This window comes from Streptomyces sp. NPDC001480 (genome assembly GCF_042894725.1).
Taxonomy (GTDB): Bacteria; Actinomycetota; Actinomycetes; order Streptomycetales; family Streptomycetaceae; genus Streptomyces.
This window is the reverse complement of the sequence record NZ_JBIAVX010000011.1, coordinates 1-19,247: the sequence shown is the minus strand read 5'-3', so window position 1 is coordinate 19,247 and position 19,247 is coordinate 1. Positions and strand designations below refer to the sequence as shown.

The 19,247-nt window shown below is 69.0% G+C and carries 15 protein-coding genes; 5 read left to right on the top strand and 10 right to left on the bottom strand.

The window, feature by feature from the left end; translation table 11 throughout:
* Nucleotides 1-30 precede the first annotated feature (30 nt).
* The 3 genes from ACFY01_RS26715 to ACFY01_RS26705 are packed head-to-tail and all read right to left on the bottom strand — an operon-like array spanning nt 31 to nt 3,577.
* A complete protein-coding gene (locus ACFY01_RS26715; RefSeq protein WP_390738273.1) occupies nt 31-1,017 on the bottom strand; it encodes an ABC transporter permease in 987 nt (328 codons plus the stop codon).
* Complete coding sequence (locus ACFY01_RS26710; RefSeq protein WP_390738272.1) at nt 1,010-1,933, bottom strand: ABC transporter permease; 924 nt, start codon at nt 1,931-1,933, stop codon at nt 1,010-1,012. Before ACFY01_RS26710 ends, ACFY01_RS26715 begins: the two co-directional genes overlap by 8 nt.
* A gap of 6 nt (nt 1,934-1,939) precedes the next feature.
* On the bottom strand, nt 1,940-3,577 hold the full coding sequence (locus ACFY01_RS26705; RefSeq protein WP_390738271.1) for an ABC transporter substrate-binding protein: 1,638 nt from the start codon (nt 3,575-3,577) through the stop codon (nt 1,940-1,942).
* Between the two features lie 464 nt (nt 3,578-4,041).
* On the opposite strand from ACFY01_RS26705, the gene ACFY01_RS26700 reads away from it, so the two are divergent.
* From ACFY01_RS26700 to ACFY01_RS26680, 5 genes are read left to right on the top strand one after another with little or no spacing between them, the layout of a single operon-like run.
* Nucleotides 4,042-5,913 (top strand): ABC transporter substrate-binding protein, encoded by a 1,872-nt coding sequence (locus ACFY01_RS26700; protein ID WP_390738270.1) that lies wholly within the window; start codon nt 4,042-4,044, stop codon nt 5,911-5,913.
* Nucleotides 5,914-5,920: 7 nt separating this feature from the next.
* Nucleotides 5,921-6,952, top strand: a complete 1,032-nt coding sequence (locus ACFY01_RS26695) for an ABC transporter permease (RefSeq protein WP_390738269.1) — start codon at nt 5,921-5,923, stop codon at nt 6,950-6,952.
* On the top strand, nt 6,949-7,860 hold the full coding sequence (locus tag ACFY01_RS26690) for an ABC transporter permease (protein WP_390738268.1): 912 nt from the start codon (nt 6,949-6,951) through the stop codon (nt 7,858-7,860). Before ACFY01_RS26695 ends, ACFY01_RS26690 begins: the two co-directional genes overlap by 4 nt.
* Nucleotides 7,857-8,855 carry an ABC transporter ATP-binding protein gene (locus ACFY01_RS26685; protein WP_390738267.1) on the top strand — a complete coding sequence of 333 codons (999 nt, stop codon included), beginning with the start codon at nt 7,857-7,859 and terminating at the stop codon, nt 8,853-8,855. Before ACFY01_RS26690 ends, ACFY01_RS26685 begins: the two co-directional genes overlap by 4 nt.
* Nucleotides 8,852-9,841, top strand: a complete 990-nt coding sequence (locus ACFY01_RS26680) for an ABC transporter ATP-binding protein (protein WP_390738266.1) — start codon at nt 8,852-8,854, stop codon at nt 9,839-9,841. The genes ACFY01_RS26685 and ACFY01_RS26680 overlap by 4 nt, the downstream gene beginning before the upstream one ends.
* A gap of 113 nt (nt 9,842-9,954) precedes the next feature.
* Here ACFY01_RS26680 and ACFY01_RS26675 read toward each other — a convergent pair whose 3' ends face one another.
* The 7 genes from ACFY01_RS26675 to typA all read right to left on the bottom strand — a co-directional run bounded on the left by ACFY01_RS26675 (nt 9,955) and on the right by typA (nt 18,889).
* Entirely contained in the window at nt 9,955-10,359 is a 405-nt protein-coding gene (locus ACFY01_RS26675) for a VOC family protein (RefSeq protein ID WP_390738265.1), read from the bottom strand.
* 87 nt (nt 10,360-10,446) lie between these two features.
* Nucleotides 10,447-11,592 carry an ABC transporter ATP-binding protein gene (locus tag ACFY01_RS26670; RefSeq protein WP_390738264.1) on the bottom strand — a complete coding sequence of 382 codons (1,146 nt, stop codon included), beginning with the start codon at nt 11,590-11,592 and terminating at the stop codon, nt 10,447-10,449.
* Nucleotides 11,585-12,631, bottom strand: a complete 1,047-nt coding sequence (locus ACFY01_RS26665) for an ABC transporter ATP-binding protein (RefSeq protein ID WP_390738263.1) — start codon at nt 12,629-12,631, stop codon at nt 11,585-11,587. The genes ACFY01_RS26670 and ACFY01_RS26665 overlap by 8 nt, the downstream gene beginning before the upstream one ends.
* A 48-nt stretch (nt 12,632-12,679) precedes the next feature.
* Nucleotides 12,680-13,603, bottom strand: a complete 924-nt coding sequence (locus ACFY01_RS26660) for an ABC transporter permease (RefSeq protein WP_390738262.1) — start codon at nt 13,601-13,603, stop codon at nt 12,680-12,682.
* A gap of 33 nt (nt 13,604-13,636) precedes the next feature.
* Complete coding sequence (locus tag ACFY01_RS26655) at nt 13,637-14,563, bottom strand: ABC transporter permease (protein WP_390738261.1); 927 nt, start codon at nt 14,561-14,563, stop codon at nt 13,637-13,639.
* Between the two features lie 186 nt (nt 14,564-14,749).
* The gene (locus ACFY01_RS26650; RefSeq protein ID WP_390738260.1) at nt 14,750-16,405 is read right to left on the bottom strand and encodes an ABC transporter substrate-binding protein; all 1,656 of its coding nucleotides are present in this window, start codon (nt 16,403-16,405) and stop codon (nt 14,750-14,752) included.
* 576 nt (nt 16,406-16,981) lie between these two features.
* Nucleotides 16,982-18,889 (bottom strand): translational GTPase TypA, encoded by a 1,908-nt coding sequence (gene typA, locus ACFY01_RS26645; protein ID WP_390738259.1) that lies wholly within the window; start codon nt 18,887-18,889, stop codon nt 16,982-16,984.
* Nucleotides 18,890-19,247 lie beyond the last annotated feature (358 nt).

Genomic DNA, 19,247 nt, shown 5'->3' with positions numbered 1-19,247 from the left:
CTCGGCTCTCACTTCCTGCCGCACCGCCGCTCACCTCAGTTTCGGGTCCAGGGCGTCGCGTACCGCGTCGCCGAGCATGATGAAGGCCAGGACGGTGATCGCGAGGGCGCCGGAGGGCCACAGGAGGGCGTGGGGGGCGTTGCGGATGTAGGGGGAGGCGGCGGAGATGTCGATGCCCCAGGAGACGCTGGGCGGCTTCAGGCCGACGCCCAGGTACGACAGGGTCGCCTCCAGCGCGATGTAGGTGCCGAGCGCGATGGTGGCCACGACGATCACCGGGGCGACCGCGTTGGGCGCGATGTGGCGCAGCAGGATCCGCGGGGCGGAGGCGCCGAGGGCGCGGGCGGCCTGGACGTAGTCGTTCTGCTTGGCGGTGATGACGGAGCCGCGGGCGATGCGGGAGATCTGCGGCCAGCCGAGCAGCACCATGAACCCGACGACCGGCCAGACCGTGTTGCTGGTCACCACGGAGAGCAGGACGAGGCCGCCGAGCACGACCGGGATCGCGAAGAAGATGTCGGTGAGGCGGGACAGCAGCGAGTCCCACGATCCGCCGAAGAAGCCCGCGAGTCCGCCCAGCACGGACCCGAGGAGCGCCACCCCCAGCGTGGCGCAGACGCCGACCGTGACGGACGTACGGGCGCCGTAGACGGTCCGTGTGTAGACGTTGCAGCCCTGGCCGTCGTACCCGAAGGGGGCGCCGGACTGGGAGCCCTCCTGGGCCTTGGCGAGGTCGCACTGGAGCGGGCTGCCGGAGGCGATGAGCGAGGGCCACAGGGAGATGACGACGAGGAAGACGATGACGAGCCCGGAGAGGAGGAAGACGGGGTTGCGGCGCAGGTCCCGCCAGGCGTCGGACCAGAGCGAACGGGGCTTGCCCTGTGGTCCCGTGCCCTCGGGCCCGCCGGGCCGCGTCCGCTCCAGCGTCGTCGCCTCGCTCGCCGCCAGGTCCATCGCGCCGCCCGCGCCGGTGCCCGCGATGGCACCCGAGGGCTCGTACGGCTGCTGCTCAGGCATAGCGGATCCTCGGGTCGAGTACGGCGTAGAGGAGGTCGACGAGCAGGTTGGCGATGAGGAAGACCAGCACGAGGACGGTCACGAAGCCGACGACCGTCTGGGTGTTCTGGCGCAGGATGCCCTGGTAGAGCTGGTAGCCGACGCCGTGGATGTTGAAGATCCGCTCGGTGACGATGGCGCCGCCCATGAGGGCGCCGATGTCGGTGCCGATGAAGGTGACCACGGGGATGAGCGAGTTGCGCAGCAGGTGCCGGGTGATCACGCGGTGTCTGGGCAGGCCCTTGGCGATGGCCGTGCGGACGTAGTCGGACCGCCTGTTCTCGGCGATGGAGGTGCGGGTCAGCCGGGTGACGTAGGCGAGCGAGACGGAGGCCAGGACCAGTCCGGGCACGAGCAGTTCGCCGAAGGTGGCTTCCGGCGGCACCGACGGTCTGATCCAGCCCCACTCCACGCCGAGCAGGAGCTGGAGCAGCAGACCGGTGACGAAGACGGGCACGGAGATGACCACCAGGGTCGCCAGCAGCACCCCGGTGTCGACGGGCCGGCCGCGCCGCAGCCCGGTGACCACGCCCAGGGTGATGCCGATGACGACCTCGATGACGATCGCCACGATGGTCAGCCGGACGGTGACGGGGAACGCGGTCGACATCAGCTCGGTGACCGGCTGGCCGTTGAACGCCGTCCCGAAGTCGCCGGTGAAGACGTTCCCCATGTAGGTCAGGTATTGCTGCCACAGCGGCTTGTCGAGGCCGAACTCCTGCTTCAGCTGGGCGGCCGTCGCCGGGTCGCACTGCCGTTCGCCGCACAGTCCCGCGATGGGGTCGCCCATCACGTTCACCATCAGGAAGATCAGCAGCGTGGCCCCGAAGAACACCGGGACCATCTGGAGCAGACGCCTGACGACGTAGCGCCCCATGGCGGGTCAGCCGACCTTGATCTCGTTGTAGACGGGGACGCTGAAGGGGTTGAGCGCCACGTCGGACAGCCGTTCGGAGTAGCCCGCGCTGCCGTTCTGGTACCAGAGCGGGATGGCGGCCATGTGGTCCCGGACGACTTCCTCGGCCTGCTGGAAGGTGCGCACCGCCTTTGCGGTGTCGGTCTGGGCGTTCGCCTGGTCGACGAGCTTGTCGAAGTCCTGGTTGGACCACTGGCCGTCGTTGGAGGAGGCGCCGGTGTAGTAGAGCGGCTGGAGGAAGTTCTGGATGAGCGGGTAGTCCATCTGCCAGCCGGCGCGGAACGGGCCGGACATCTTGTGCTGGGTGATCCGGTTGCGGAAGTCGGCGAAGGTGCCGACGGGGTTGCCGACGCAGGCCTTGTCGTTGCCGAGCGCGTTGTTGATGGAGTTGCACACGGCGTCCACCCACATCCTGTGCGAGCCGGTGTCGGCGTTGTAGGTGATCTTGACCTGGCCGCCCGGGAGCCCGCCGCCCTCCTGTACCAGCTTCTTGGCCTCGCCCGGGTTGTAGTCGCAGGCGGGCCCGCACAGCCCGTCCTTGAAGCCGCCCTCCGCGCCGAGCACCGGTGAGGTCCAGTCGGTGGCCGGGATGCGGGTCTTCAGGAAGATCGTGTCGGTGATCTGCTTGCGGTTGATCGCCATGGACAGGCCCTTGCGGACCTTCTCCGAGCCGCTCGTGTCCCAGGCCTTGTCGTAGTAGGGGAAGGCGAGGGTCTGGATGATGCCGGCCGGGGTGTTGATGTAGCGGTCGCCCAGGTCGCTCTTGACGTTCCTGAGCTGGGAGGCGGGGACGTCGTCGACCAGGTCGAGGTTGCCGGCCAGCAGGTCGGTGTAGGCGGTGTCGTTGTCGGTGTAGACCTTGAGGTCCACGCCGTCGTTCCGCGCCTTGTCCGGGCCCGGGTAGCCGGCCCACTTCCGCAGGGCCATCTGCGAGCCCCTGACGTACGAGTCGACGGCGTACGGCCCGTTGCCCACCGGCTTCTCCAGCCAGGCCGCGTGGTCGGTGAAGAACGCCGCGGGCAGCGGGGCGAACGCCGGGTAGCCCAGGGTGTCGGGGAAGCTGGAGAACTTCTGGGCCAGCCTGACGGTGAACGTCCGGTCGTCGACGACCTTCAGGCCGGAGAGGGTGCCGGCGCTCTGTGAGCCGCTGTCCGGGTGGGTCTTGTCGTAGCCCTGGATGTAGCGGTAGAAGTACGCGTTCCGCTGGTGGTTCCGCAGGCTCGCGCCGTAGTTCCAGGCGTCGACGAAGGACTTGGCGGTCACCTTCTCCCCGTTGGAGAAGGTCCAGCCGTCCTTGATGGTGATCGTGAAGTTCTGGGAGTCCGGGGTGTCGATCTTCTGGGCGAGCATGTCCTGGGCCGCGCCGGTCCTCGGGTCGTACTTCTTCAGACCCCGGAAGATCATGTCGAGGACCTTGCCGCCCTGGACCTCGTTGGTGTTCGCCGGTTCCAGCGGGTTCTGCGGATCGCCCCAGGAGGAGGAGAGCACCGAGCCGCCGGCCCCGCTGCCCGTGCTCCCGCTGCCGCAGGCCGTCGCGGCGAGGGCCACGGCCGTCGCCACCGCCGTCGCGCAGGCGAGCCGTCGGGCGTACGTGGTTCCACGCATGCAGTGCCTCCTCGGGAACGCGCATGCCTGCGCTGCGGCGCCAGCGCCTACCTCCGGTACTTATGGGTCAATATCACCGTAAACGGCACGCAGCGCACACTCGGTCGGCCCGTCCGCGAGAGAGTGCACCCGAACGAGGGGTGGCCCTCCCGTCTGCCGCCGGGCGGACGCCCCTCGGGGCGACGGCCGTCGCGGTCGGCTCGGGGCCGGGTCCTGCCGCGGCGATGCCCGCGTCGCGATCCCGCCGTGGTCACGAGATCGTCACGGCGGCCGGGACCGCTCGCCGACCGCCGCCAGCGCTCCACCAGACCCCCTTCACCGGTATGGACCAATGTTTGGGCCGACGGAACATCAACTCGGCGTTTCCGCAGGCCACACCGGGTGCAGGCGCCGTTGACGCGCACAGTCGCCGCATGGACACTCTCATCACCCACCCGGTGTCACCAGGCGCGAGGTCACGTTTGATGAGTACACCAGACCGGCCCGGCAGAACCCGTCCGCACCCGAGAGGCCCGCGACCGCGTCTCACCCGGCTCGCCGCCGCCGGCGGCGCCCTCGCCCTGGCCGCCACGGCGGCGCTCACCACTCCGCTCGACCCGGCTCCGCAACGGGCGCAGGCCGCACAGGGACCCAAGGTCCTCACCGTCGCCGCGGCGCAGAGCGTCGACTCGCTGAGCCCCTTCCTGGCAGTACGTCTGCTCAGCACGAGCATCCTGCGACTGACGTACGAGTACCTGACCGACTACGACCCCGGGGACGCGCACCCCGTGCCGGGCCTCGCCACCAACTGGAAGCCGTCGGCCGACAAGCTCACATGGACGTACACGATCCGCTCCGGCGCCAAGTGGTCGGACGGGCAGAAGGTGACCGCCGAGGACGCCGCCTGGACGTTCAACAAGCTGATGACCGACAAGGCGGCCGCCACCGCGAACGGCAGCTTCGTCACCAACTTCCGCAAGGTGACGGCCCCGAGCCCCACCCAGCTGGTCATCGAGCTGAAGAAGCCGCAGGCGACGATGACCGCGCTGGACGTGCCGATCGTGCCCGAGCACGTCTGGAAGGACGTCGAGGACTTCTCGAAGTTCAACAACGACAGGTCCTTCCCCGTCGTCGGTGACGGGCCGTTCGTGCTCACCGACTACAAGGCGGACAGCTACGTCCGGCTCAAGGCCAACAAGAATTTCTGGCGCGGGGCACCGAAGTTCGACGAGCTGGTCTTCAAGTACTACAAGGACCAGGACGCCGCCGTGGCCGCCCTGCGCAAGGGCGAGGTCTCCTTCGTCGCCGGCCAGCCCGCCCTGACCCCGGCGCAGGCGGCCTCCCTCAAGGGGCAGAAGGACATCCACGTCAACGAGGGCCCCGGCCGCCGCTTCTACGCCCTGGCCACCAACCCGGGCGCGAAGGCGAAGAACGGCAGGAAGTTCGGCGACGGCGACCCGTCCCTGCTGGACGAGCGGGTGCGGCACGCGCTCTTCATGGCCGTGGACCGCAAGGTCCTCATCGACAAGGTGTTCCAGGGGCACGCCGTCGAGGGCCAGGGCTACATCCCGCCGCGCTTCTCGACGTACTTCTGGAAGCCGTCAGCCGGCCAGGAACTCGCCTACGACCCCGCCAAGGCCGCCCAGCTCCTCGACCAGGCCGGCTACAAGAAGAACGCCGACGGCAAGCGGGTCGGCAAGGACGGCAAGCCGCTGGACTACCGCGTCCTGTGCCACGCCACCGACCCGAACGACAAGGCGGTGGGCCAGTACCTGAAGGAGTGGTGGGGCAAACTCGGCATCGGCATGACGCTCGACTGCCTCGACAACGTCACCGACCCGTGGCTCGCCGGCAAGTACGACCTCGCCTTCGACGGCTGGTCGGTCAACCCCGACCCCGACTTCGTGCTGTCGATCCACACCTGCGCGGCCCTGCCCGCCACCCCGAAGGACACCGGCGCGACCGACAACTTCGTCTGCGACAAGACCTACGACGAGCTGTACGCCAAGCAGCTCGCCGAGTACGACTCGGCCGAACGGGCCGACATCGTCAAGCAGATGGAGTCGCGGCTGTACGACCTGGGGTACATGAACGTCATGGCGTACCCGAACGCCGTCGAGGCCTACCGCACCGATCAGATCAAGTCCATCGAGACCATGCCCAAGGCCGCCGGCAACATCTACGGCCAGGACGGCTACTGGAGCTGGTGGTCGGCCGTCCCGGCGGACTCCGGCGCCTCCTCCGGGGGCTCCTCGACCGGGGTGATCGTCGGGGTCGTCGCGGGGGTCGTCGTCCTCGCCGGCGCCGGGGCGTTCATCGCGATGCGCCGCCGCAGCACCGCCGACGACCGCGAGTAGGTGGTTCATGGTCTCCGACGCAGTATCCGCGCCCGTCGCCAAGGGCAGACGCGCCGGCGCCGACACCGCCTACCCGAAGTACGTGGCCGGCAAGGTGGGCGGCGCCCTCGTCTCACTGCTGGCCGTCCTGGTCACCGGGTTCTTCCTGTTCCGGCTGATCCCGGGTGACCCGGTCAGGACCATGACGGGGGGCCGCCCGGTATCGGCGGCCCAACTGGCCGAGTACCGAAAGGAATTCGGGCTCGACCTGCCACTGTGGGAGCAGTTCACCGACTACTGCGGCAAGGCGCTCACCGGCGACCTGGGCACGTCGTACCAGTTCCGCACCCCGGTCATCGACAAGATCACCGAGGCGCTGCCGAACACCCTGCTGCTGACCGGCACCGCCTTCGTGCTCTACACCTCGCTCGGCATGTTCCTCGGCACCCGTTCGGCCTGGCGCCACGGCCGCCCGGCCGACCGGCTGAACACCGGGCTGGCGCTGACCCTGTACTCCGTCCCGTCGTTCTGGCTCGGCCTGCTGCTCATCATCGTCTTCGCGGTGGGCCTCGGCCCGGTCCCGGGGCTGTTCCCGACCGGGGGCATGGAGTCGGGCGGCAAGGAGGGCTTCGCCTACGCCGTCGACGTCGCCCACCATCTGGTCCTGCCGGTGATCACGCTGGTCGCGGTCGAGTACGGCCAGACGCTGCTGGTCGCCCGCTCGGCGCTGCTGGACGAGATGGGCAGCGACTATCTGACGACCGCCCGCGCCAAGGGCCTGAAGGACGACCTGGTGCGCCGCCGGCACGCCGTGCCCAACGCGCTGCTGCCCACGGTCACCCTCGTCTTCGTCAACCTCGGCCGGACCGTCGCGGGCGTCATCCTGGTCGAGACCGTCTTCTCCTGGCCGGGCCTGGGCGGACTGTTCTACCAGGCCCTCAGCGTCCCCGACCTGCCCCTGGTACAGGGGCTGTTCCTCTTCTTCGCCTCGGCGGTGATCGTCATGAACACGCTGGCCGACCTGGCCTATCCGCTGCTCGACCCGCGGGTGGGCCGATGACGGCCGACGCCGCACCGGCGACCTCCGCGCGGCTCGCCCGGCAGCGCCGCCGCCGCTCCGCCGTACGGTTCTGGCGCAGCTACCGCGCCCACCGCGCCGGGCTGGCCGGCCTGGCCGCGCTCGTGCTGTTCGCGCTGGTGGCTCTGACCGCACCGCTGACGGTCGGCTCCGGCGTGACCGGTGTGACCGATGCCCCGGGCGATCCGCTCCAGGCGCCCAGCGGCGAGTTCCCGCTGGGCACCGACCGGTTCGGGCGCAGTGTGCTGGGCCTGGTGGTGTGGGGTTCGCGGGTCTCGCTGCTGGTCGGGCTGCTCGCGGCCGTGCTGTCGGTGGCGATCGGTGCCGTCGTGGGCGTCACCGCCGGGCATTTCAAGGGCGTGTACGCGACCGTGCTGATGCGGATCACTGACTGGTTCCTGGTGATGCCGACACTCGTGCTCGCCATCGCGCTGGCCACCGTGATGTCCCGCTCCCTCGGCACGGTGATCCTCGCGATCGGCGTGACCACGTGGCCGACGACGGCCCGGCTGGTGCGCGCCCAGACGCTGGCGGTGGAGTCGCGGCCGTACATCGAACGGGCCAAGGCCCTCGGCGGCGGGCACTGGCACGTCATGACCCGGCACGTGCTGCCCAATGTGATGCCGCTGGTGCTCGCCCAGACGACCCTGATGATCTCCTCGTCCGTCCTCGCCGAGGCGACGCTGGCCTTCCTCGGGCTCGGCGACCCGACGGTCGTCTCCTGGGGCGGGCTGCTTCAGGACGCGCGCGAGGCGGGCGCGGTGAGCGCAGGCGACTGGTGGTACCTGGTGCCGCCCGGCATCGCGATCGCCCTGGTCGCGCTGGCGTTCACGCTGTGCGGGCGGGCGGTGGAGTCCGTGCTCGATCCCAGGCTGGGGGTGGCCCGTTGACACTGCTGGAGGTGCGGAAGCTGACCGTCACCTATCCGGGCGGGGCCGAGGCCGTACGGGGCGTGGACCTGTCGCTGGAGGCCGGCCGCAAACTCGGTGTCGCCGGTGAGTCCGGCTGTGGCAAGTCCACGCTGGCGCTGGCCCTGCTGCGGCTGCTGCCGGCCGGTACCCGGGTGGGCGGGGAGATCCTGCTCGACGGGGAGGACGTGCTGACCATGCGGTGGGGGCGGGTGCGGGCGGTGCGCTGGGCGGGCGCCTCGATCGTCTTCCAGGGCGCCATGCACTCCCTCAACCCCGTGCACCGCGTCGGCGCCCAGATCGCCGAGCCGATCCTGCTGCACAGCGGGGCGACCGCCGCGGCCGCGCGGAAGCGGACCGGTGAGCTGCTGGAGCAGGTGGGTCTGCCGGCCGCGCGGGCCCGGGCTTACCCGCACGAGCTGTCCGGGGGCCAGCGGCAGCGGGTCATGATCGCCATGGCGCTGGCCTGCGACCCGCGGCTCGTCATCGCCGACGAGCCGACCACGGCCCTCGACGTGATGATCCAGGCGCAGATCCTCCGGCTTATCGAACAGCTCGTGTCGGAGCAGGAGCTGGGCCTGATCATGATCAGCCACGATCTCGCGGTCCTCGCCGACACCTGCGACCGGCTGGCGGTGATGTACGCGGGCCGGGTGGTCGAGGAGGGACCCGCGCGGGCGGTGTACGAGAACGCGCTGCACCCGTACGGCAAGGCGCTGTCGGCGGCGTTCCCGCGCATCGGCGACCCGGCCTCCCGGTTCGCCCCGCGCGGCCTGGCGGGCGACCCGCCCGACCCGTCGGACCTGCCCGCCGGCTGCACCTTCCACCCGCGGTGTCCGGTGGCCCTGGACCGGTGCGCGGTCGAGGACCAGCCGGTGCGGGAGGCCGGGCCGGGACGGCGGGTGGCCTGTGTGCACGTGGAGGCGACGGCGGTGCCGCCGGCCGGTCCGGCGGAGGACGTGAGGAGCAGCACTTGACGACTCCCCCGCCCCTGCTGAGCGCGCGGGGCCTGCACGTCACCTTCCCCGGCCGGCACCGCGCCGCGCCGGCCCGGGCCGTGGACGGCGTGGAACTCGACATCGCCGCCGGGGAGATCGTGGCGCTGGTCGGCGAGTCGGGCTGCGGCAAGACGACGCTGGCGCGTTCGCTGCTCGGGCTGGTCCCGCCGACCGCGGGAAGCGTCCGCTTCGACGGGAAGCCGCTGGAGTACTCCTCCCGGGCGCTGAAGGCCTACCGCCGGCGCGTCCAGCTGGTCCTCCAGGACCCGAGCGGATCACTGAACCCGCGGCACACGGTGTACGAGGCGGTGGCCGAGGGCCTGCGGATCCACGGGCACGGGGGCGACGAACGGGCCGCGGTCGCCGAGGCCCTCTCCCGCGCGGGACTCCGCCCGCCCGAACGGTTCTTCCTGCGCTACCCGCACGAGCTCTCCGGGGGCCAGCGGCAGCGGGTCGTCATCGCGGGCGCGCTGGTCCTGGAGCCCGAACTCATCGTCGCCGACGAGCCGGTGGCCTCCCTCGACGCCTCCGTACGCGGTGAGATCCTCGCGCTGCTGCTGCGCCTGCGCGCCGAACTGGGCCTGTCCGCGCTCGTGGTGACCCACGACCTGGGTCTGGCCTGGAACGTCGCCGACCGGGTGGCGGTGATGTACCTGGGCCGGATCGTGGAGACGGGCACGGTGGAACAGGTCCTGACGGCACCCCGGCACCCGTACACCCAGGCCCTGTTGTCGGTCCTCCCCGAGGCCCCCGGCACCCCGGTGGTCCTGACGGGCGAGCCCCCCGACCCCTCCCGCATCCCCTCGGGCTGCCGCTTCCACGTCCGCTGCCAGGTCCTGGCGGCCGGTGACGCCGACCGAGCGGGCGTCGCGGAGGCGTGCCGCACCCGGGACCCGGATGTGCTGAACGGCGGCGGGGAGGCCCAGGTGGCCTGCCATTGGGCGCGAACGCGCGTCGCTACGTGAGGGCGGGCGACGGTGTGTCGGCGGCCTGGGGCTCGGTGAAGAGCGGCGTCCACCCGTGGGCAGGCGCCTGCACCGTCGGCGCGGGCAGGCGGCCTGGGCGTGCACGCGCGGGGCTACGTGAGGGCCGCCGGAGGCGGGTCCGTGGCCACCAGTTCGGTCTCGAAGCCGTCCGTGTTCACCAGGTAGGCCGCGTAGTGCTCCGGGCCACCGGCATGGGGGTACCGGTCGGCGAAGAGCGGTGTCCAACCGTGGGCGGGGGCCTGTGCCGCCAGCGCGTCGACGTCGTCGCGGCTTCCGGCGTGGAACGCGAGGTGGTTGAGGCCCGGGCGCATCCGGTCGTGACCGGTGCCGCTCAGCGCCGGTGACTGCTCGACGACGACATACGCCGGTCCCTGACGCCAGCTGCGGCCGTGTTCCCATTCCTGGTACGGGTGGTAACCGAGCCGGGCAAGGAGCCAGCCCCATTCGCGCTCCGCGCGCGCTAGGTCGGGAACCCACAGTTCGACGTGGTGAATCATCTCGCCCCGGTGCTGGTGGATCCGAAGGGGCGCCCCGGCGAGTGGCAGTACTCGCCGGGGCGCCCCGCGTTCATCGGCCGATCGGTGTCACGCCGCGCCCACGACGTCCTTCTCCTCGGCGAAGTGGCACGCCGACTCGTGGGCCGCCGGCGTGTCCACGCCCGCGAACGGCTCGGGGATCGCCAGCAGCGGGACCTCGTTGGCGCACTTGTCCTGCGCCTTCCAGCAGCGGGTGCGGAAGCGGCAGCCCGAGGGCGGGTTGGCCGGGGACGGCACGTCACCGGTGAGGATGATCCGCTCGCGGCTCTCGCGGGCCTCCGGGTCCGGCACCGGGACCGCCGACAGCAGCGCCTGGGTGTAGGGGTGCGTCGGGTGCTCGTAGATCTGCTCGTCGGTGCCGATCTCGGCCATCTTGCCGAGGTACATCACGCCCACCCGGTCGGAGATGTGCCGGACGATCGACAGGTCGTGCGCGATGAAGATGTAGGAGAGGTTGAACTCGTCCTGCAGTCGCTCCATCAGGTTGATGACCTGCGCCTGCACCGACACGTCCAGCGCGGACACCGGCTCGTCGCAGATGATGACCTCGGGGTTGAGCGCGAGGCCGCGGGCGATGCCGATGCGCTGGCGCTGACCGCCCGAGAACTGGTGCGGGTAGCGGTTGATGTACTCGGGGTTGAGACCGACGACGTCCAGCAGCTCCTGCACCTTGCGGCGCCGGTCGCCCTTCGGGGCCACCTCGGGGTGGATGTCGAAGGGCTCACCGATGATGTCGCCCACCGTCATACGGGGGTTGAGCGAGGTGTACGGGTCCTGGAACACCATCTGGATGTTCCGGCGCACCGCCTTCAGCGCACGGCCGGACAGCTTGGTGATGTCCTGGCCCTTGTAGAAGATCTCGCCGGAGGTCGCCCGCTCCAGGTTCATCAGGAGCTTGGCCACCGTCGACTTGCCGCAGCCGGACTCGCCCACGATGCCCAGGGTTTCGCCCTGGTGCAGGTCGAAGGAGACGCCGTCGACGGCGCGGACGGCGCCGATCTGACGCTTGAACAGGATGCCCTGGGTCAGCGGGAAGTGCTTGACCAGGTTGCGCACCTGGAGGATCGGCTCGCCCTGTGCGACGGGCGCCTCGACGGCGGCCACCGCCTCCTCCTCGGTCGCCGCGTCCACCACCTCGACCTCGGAGACGTTGGGCGTGACGTCGGCCCCGTCGTCCTTGTTGAGCTCAGCCACGGATCGTCTCCTTCCAGAAGTGGCACGCGGAGCCGCGGCCGACCAGTTCCGTACCGTCCTCCTCGGTCACCGGAACGAGCGCCGGGACATCGGTGCGGCATATGTCCTGCGCCTTGGCGCAGCGGGGGTTGAAGGCGCAGCCCGACGGGATCTGCTGCAGGTTGGGCGGCAGGCCCTTGATCGCGTAGAGCTCGTGCCCCTTCTGGTCCAGGCGCGGGATCGAGTCCAGCAGGCCCCGGGTGTAAGGGTGGGCGGGCCGCTTGTACAGCTCGTGCACGGGTGCCGTCTCGACGATCCGGCCGGCGTACATGACGGCGATCTTGTCCGCCACGTCGGCGACCACACCCAGGTCGTGGGTGATCAGGATCAGGCCCATGTTGTACTCGCGCTGCAGTTCGGCGAGCAGCTCCATGACCTGGGCCTGGACCGTCACGTCGAGGGCCGTGGTGGGCTCGTCCGCGATGATCAGCTCGGGCTCCAGGGCCAGCGCCATGGCGATCATGATGCGCTGGCGCATACCGCCGGAGAACTGGTGCGGGTAGTCACCGACGCGCTCCTTGGCGGCGGGGATGCGCACCCGGTCCATCAGCTCGATGGCCTTGGCCTTGGCGTCCTTCTTGGACATGCCCTGGTGCACCCGGAACATCTCGCCGAGCTGGTAGCCCACCGAGAGCACGGGGTTGAGGGAGGACAGGGCGTCCTGGAAGATCATGGCCATCTTGGCGCCGCGCATCCTGCGCCGCTCGCTCTCCGGCAGCGCCAGGATGTCCTGGCCCTGGAAGAAGATCTGGCCCTTGCTGATCCGCCCGGGAGGGCTGTCCAGGATGCCCATGATCGCCTGCGCGGTGACGGACTTGCCGGAGCCCGACTCACCGAGCACGGCGAGCGTCTCGCCCGCCTTGACGCTGTAGTTGACACCGTTGACCGCCTTGGTCACGGCGTCCCGGATCTTGAACTCCACGTGCAGGTCGCGGACCTCGAGCAGCGGCGCGGTCCCGTCCGACCCGGTGTTCGCGGGTGCCATCTCCAGGCTGGTCATGCCATCACCTTCGTGTTGCTTCTGGGGGGGTCGACTCACGGCGGTGCCTCACCGGAGCTTCGGGTCGAGCGCGTCGCGCAGACCGTTGCCGAACAGGATGAAGCCCAGCGCGGTGACGACGATGGCGATGCTCGGGTAGGTCCACATGTAGTCCTTGACGCCCATGAAGCCGCGGCCGGCGGAGATCATGTTCCCCCACTCCGCGACCTGCGGCTCCACGCCGACGCCCAGGTACGACAGCGACGCCTCGGCGACGATCGCGATACCGACGTTGCTCGTGCCGTACACCATCACCGCGGTGATGGAGTTGGGCAGGATGTGCTTGCGGATGATCCGGCCCTGACTCGCGCCCAGCGCCTTCGCCGCGTGCACGTAGTCCATCTCGCGCACGGAGAGGATCTGGCTGCGCAGCAGTCGGGCGAACGTGGCCCAGGTGAAGATGGCCAGGGAGAGAACCACTGGCAGGACACCGCGACCCATCAACAGGATGATGACGATGGCGCCGATGAGCAGCGGGAAGGCGAAGAAGACGTCCGCGACGCGCATGATCACGGTGTCCACCCAGCCGCCGAAGTAGCCGGACAGGGCGCCGAGGAAGACGCCGATGGCGACCGCGACGAGGATCGAGGCGAGACCGACGATCACCGCGATGCGGCTGCCGTAGATGAGACGGGACAGCTGGTCCCGGCCGAGTGCGTCAGTGCCGAGCAGGTGCTTGCCGCCCGGCGACTGCAGGGTCGCGTTGAGGTCCTGCTTCAGCGGGTCGAAGGGCGCCAGCACGGGGGCCAGCACGGCGATGAGAATCAGGACGACGATGATCGCCAGGCCGACGACGGCGAGTTTGTTCGCGAAGAAGCGGTGCCGGATGTCGGACCACTGGCTGACCCGGGCGACACTGGGTTCGGCGCCCTGCTGTGCCGCGGCGGGGCCGGCCTGGAGCGGCTCTCCCGTGCCCGTGACGAGTTCGGTCATGGTGTGACTCCTAGAGGGGGACGACCCTGCCGGTCAGGCGAGGCGGATTCGCGGGTCGAGGGCGGCGTACAGCAGGTCGACGACCAGGTTCAGCACGACGAAGATCGCCACGCTGATCGTGACCACTCCCGTGATGATGGGGTTGTTGTTCTGCTGGATCGCCTGGACCAGGGCCAGACCGATGCCGTTCCAGTTGAAGATCGTCTCCGTGATGATCGCACCACCGAGCAGGCTGCCGAAGGAGATACCGATGTAGGTGATCACGGGAATGACGGAGTTGCGCAGGATGTGCCGGAAGAGCACCGTCCGGCTGGGAAGGCCCTTGGCCACCGCGGTCTTGACGTAGTCGGCACGCAGCACTTCCAGCATGCTGCTGCGGGCCAGCTGGGCGACCAGCGCCGCGTCGATGATCGCCAGCGTCACGCCCGGCAGGACCATCGACTTGAAGCTTCCGTCGGCGATCAGCGGGAACCAGTTCAGCTTCACGACGAAGATGCTCTGGATGATCATGCCGAGCACGATGGACGGGACACCGATGGCCATGGTGGTGAGGAAGGTGGCCGACACGTCCCAGACCGAATACCTCTTCATCGCCGCGAGTATGCCGACGGCCATGCCGATGACAACGTCGACCACGATGGCGAACACCGCCAGCTTCGCCGTGTTCCCGAGCTTCGGTGCGAGGATCTCGGTGACCGGGCGGCTCTGCGTGTAGTCCGTGCCGAGGTCGCCGGTGACGAGCTTGCCCACGTAGTTGCCGTACTGCACAACCAGGGGCTTGTCCAGCCCGTACTGCTTGTGCAACTGCGCGATCACGGCGGGGTCGCGCGCCTTGTCACTGCCCGCGATCTGCCCCACCGGGTCGCCCGGCAGAACGAACAGGCAGGCGAACAGGATCATCGTCGCGCCGAGCGTGACGACGACCAACTGGCCCAGCCTGCGGACCACATACCTTCCCATGACATGCCTCTCTGCGCCTTTGCTGCCGCTTCCCAGCAGCTTCCCAGCCCCGTATATGGGGGTTGTTGGGGTGGGGCCGGGAGGGCGGATCACACCCTCCCGACGGTCGTCGGGGGCCGTGGTGTCCGAGCACCCGGCTCGGCACCACGACCCCCATCACCGGACGCCGCCGTCAGCGGCATTCGATTACTTCAGGCTGATCTCCGGGAGGTTCGGGTCCTCGTGGAAGTCCATCTGGACGTTCCCGAACTTCTTGGTGTTGGCGAGGCGGAACTGGGTGCGGTTCCACAGCGGGATCAGCGCCTGGTCGTCCAGCGCGACCTTCTCGGCCTGCTTGTACAGGTCGTTGCGGGCGGCCTGGTCCTTGGTGGCGCGGGCCTTGGCGACCAGGTCGTCGAACTTCTTGCTGCTGTAGCGGGCCCGGTTGTCACCGGTGACCTTGCCGGAGGCGTCCTTGTTGATGGACGCGGTGTCCAGCAGCGGGAACAGGAAGTTGTCCGGCGTCGGGTAGTCGGCGCCCCAGGCGTAGCGGTACAGACCCGTGGCGTTCGGCTTGGTCTCGTCGGACAGCAGCTCGGCGAACGGCTTGCCGTTGGTCTTGACCTTCACGCCGAGCACGTCCTCCAGCTGCTGCTGGACGGCCTGGATCCACTCCTCATGGCCGGACCCGGTGTTGTAGCCCAGCTCGATGGTGGTGCCCGGCTTCAGGCCGGCTTCCTTGGCGAGCTGCTTGGCCTTGGCCTTGTCCTGCTTGATGCAGGTGGTGCACAGGTCCTTCTGGTACACGTCCTTGAAGGAGGGCGGCAGGATCGTCGCGGACCTCGTCATCATGCCCTGGAAGACGCCCTTGATGATGGCGTCCCGGTCGATGGCGTAGGAGATCGCCTGACGGGCCTTGACGCTGTTCAGCGGCTTGTTGTCCGTGACGGGCATCAGGTAGTTCATGCCGCTGGCCTCGTACTGCAGCCACTCGTTCTGGGCGCTGTACTTGGCCTTGGCGGCGGGCAGCTGCGGGGTGGGCATGCGCGCCCAGTCGTACTGACCCGACTCGAAGCCCTGGTACTCGAGGGTCACGCCGTTGTTGGCGTTGAGGATGTCGATCTGCACCTTGTCCAGGTGGGCCTTGGTCAGGCCGTAGTCGTCGTTGCGGACGAGCGTGATCGACTTGTTGTGCTCCCACTTGCCCTGCATCTTGAACGGGCCGTTGCCGATGGGAGCCTCGTTGAACGCCTTGTTGTGGGCGTCGCCGGCGACCTTGGGGACCGGGCTGAAGACCGTGTGCGTGGTCTTGATGTCGAACTCGAAGTCCGGCTTCGACAGCTTCACCTGGAGGGTGTAGGGGTCCGGGGCGGAGAGGCCGGACAGGGTCTTGGCCTTGCCCGCCTGCGCCTGGTCGAAGCCCTCGATGCCGGCCATGTGGTAGGCCACGTCGGAGGCGGCCGACTTCACCGCGACACGGCTCCAGCCGCGGATGAACGCCTCGGCGTTCACGTCCTCACCGTTGGTGAACTTGGTGCCCTTCTTGATGGTGAAGGTCCAGGTCTTGCCGTCGCTGCTGACCTTCTTCGAGGTGGCCAGCGCCGGGACGACGTGACCGTCCGCGGTGGGGTCGTACAGACCCGTGAAGAGGTTGTCCGCGACCAGGGTGCCCTCGGACTCCTGCGCGTTGTACGGGTCGATGGCCACCGGCTCGGTGATGCCCATCCGCCAGGTGCCACCGTTCTTGCCGGAGCCCTTGCCGCCGCCGCTGCCCCCGTTGTCGTCACTGCTCCCGCAGGCCGTCGCAGCCAGAGCTATGACGATCGCACCCGCAACCCACTTGGCGCTCTTGGCACCACGCATGGGGCTCCTCCTCATGAGTCCAATGGTTCACCGCATCAGGGAGCACAAGACACATCACCGTTACCGGTGCCTGAAATGGTCAAGTGCCCCCGCGCTCGTGAGTCGGCGCCGCATTCAGCGCGTGACGCGTCGATCCGAGCTCTACGCGCCTAACTATCTGCCATGCGCCAGGGGACGAACCACACCTTCAAGGTCTCGGTTCGATCACACCTGACGCGAACTTCTTCCAAAATCCGGACAAAGGGTTTGCCGAAAGATCCCTGCGAAACGGACTTGTTACACAACTATCGGGCATAGCTGTCCGCATACCGGACAGGGAGTCTGGAAAACCTGTTGCACGCGACGGCGGACCAAGCTGTGTCGACGCCATGACGCGGGACAGACCGGCGCGAGAGCCCGAATGCCGCAGAATCCGGTCACTTTACCAACGGTAAACAGCCAGGCAGGCTCATGAGCGTGAACTGACGCCAAGTCATAGGGAAAACCCTCTACACGCAGCACGTCCACAAACAGCACGGCCGGGCGTCCTGGGACGCCCGGCCGTGCTGCTTACCCGTGTTTACCCGTTGCCGTGTGTCAGCCGTGCTTGGCGCGGCTGGCGGCGCGGGCGCGCTCACGCTGGTCGAGGCTGACCTTGCGGATACGGACCGCCTCCGGGGTCACCTCGACGCACTCGTCGTCGCGGCAGAACTCCAGGGACTGCTCCAGCGACAGCTTGCGCGGCGGCACGATCGACTCGGCCACGTCGGCCGTCGAGGACCGCATGTTGGTGAGCTTCTTCTCCTTGGTGATGTTGACGTCCATGTCGTCGGAGCGGGAGTTCTCGCCGACGATCATGCCCTCGTACACCTCGGTGCCCGGCTCCACGAACAGCACGCCGCGCTCCTGGAGGTTCGTCATCGCGAACGCGGTGACGGCACCGGAGCGGTCGGCGACCAGGGAGCCGTTGTTACGGGTCTGGAGGGTGCCGAACCAGGGCTCGAAGCCCTCGTGGATGGAGTGCCCGATGCCCGTGCCGCGGGTCTGGGTCAGGAACTCGGTCCGGAAGCCGATCAGACCGCGCGAGGGCACGACGAACTCCATGCGGACCCAGCCGGAGCCGTGGTTGGACATGTTGTCCATCCGGCCCTTGCGGACGCCCATGAGCTGCGTGACCGCGCCCATGTGCTCCTCGGGCACGTCGATCGTCATGCGCTCGACCGGCTCGTACGTCTTGCCGTCGACGTCCTTGGTGACGACCTGCGGCTTGCCGACGGTCAGCTCGTAGCCCTCCCGGCGCATGGTCTCGACCAGGATGGCGAGCGCCAGCTCACCACGGCCCTGGACCTCCCAGGCGTCCGGACGCTCGGTCTCCAGCACGCGCAGGCTGACGTTACCGATCAGCTCGCGGTCGAGGCGGTCCTTGACCTGGCGGGCGGTGACCTTGCGGTCCTTGACGGCCGCCTTCGCGTCCGCGCCCTTGCCGGTGCCGCCGCGGCCGACCAGCGGGGAGGTGTTGGTGCCGATGGTCATGGAGATCGCGGGCTCGTCGACCGTGATCAGCGGCAGCGGGACGGGGTTCTCGGTGTCCGCGAGGGTCTCGCCGATCATGATGTCCGGGATACCGGCGACGGCGCAGATGTCACCCGGGCCGGCCTTCTCGGCGGGCTTGCGGGTCAGCGCCTCGGTCATCATCAGCTCGGAGATGCGGACGTTGCTGATGCTGCCGTCCCGCTTGATCCACGCGACCGTCTGGCCCTTGCGCAGCTCGCCCTGCTCGACGCGCAGCAGCGCGATACGGCCGAGGAAGTTGTCGGCGTCCAGGTTGGTGACGTGGGCCTGGAGCGGGGCGTCCTCGTCGTAGGTCGGGGCCGGGATGTGCTCCAGGATCGTGGAGAAGAACGGCTCCAGGCTGGTGGAGTCGGCCGGGACCGTGCCGTTCTCCGGCTTGGTCAGCGACGCGATGCCGTCACGGCCGCAGGCGTAGACGATCGGGAACTCGATCTGCTCCTCGTCCGCGTCCAGGTCGAGGAAGAGGTCGTAGGTCTCGTTGACGACCTCGTCGATCCGGGAGTCCGGGCGGTCCGTCTTGTTGATGCACAGGATGACGGGCAGCCGCTGCTGGAGGGCCTTGCGCAGCACGAAGCGGGTCTGCGGGAGCGGGCCCTCGGAGGCGTCGACGAGCAGGACGACACCGTCGACCATCGACAGACCGCGCTCGACCTCGCCGCCGAAGTCGGCGTGGCCGGGGGTGTCGATGATGTTGATCGTGATCGGGTCCCCGCCGTCCTTGGGGTGGTACTTCACCGCCGTGTTCTTGGCGAGGATCGTGATGCCCTTCTCACGCTCCAGGTCGTTCGAGTCCATCATGCGGTCGTCGACGGAGTCGAGCTGGTGCGCGGCGAAGGCACCGGCCTGCTTCAGCATGCCGTCGACGATGGTCGTCTTGCCGTGGTCTACGTGGGCGACGATGGCGACATTGCGGATGTCGTGGCGCGTGGCCATATTGCGGCGTACTCCCGGAGTGTGAGGATTGCCCTGCGCTTTTCGTCTGTATCGCGCGGGCCCTGCCGGGCTGGACACGCCACGGCCTCACCCCATGGTACGGGGCCCTCCGGGGGTTTGGCGGCTCGGGGTACGTCGGTGCAGGTCAGGCCTGCTTTTGCCGTACTCGGCACTGGTGCTGGAGCCGACGGGTGCGCAGCTCGGCGGTGCGAGGTGCCGCTGCGCCCACCCGTGCCGCCTGGGGGTCCCCCCAGGCCCTTAAGGCAATGCCGTTGCTTTTGGGGTTGTCGGTCGGTTGAGCGGGTGTGCTGATATCCCGTCTGGAACGGCTGGGGCTGGGAGTCCTGACCCGGTCATG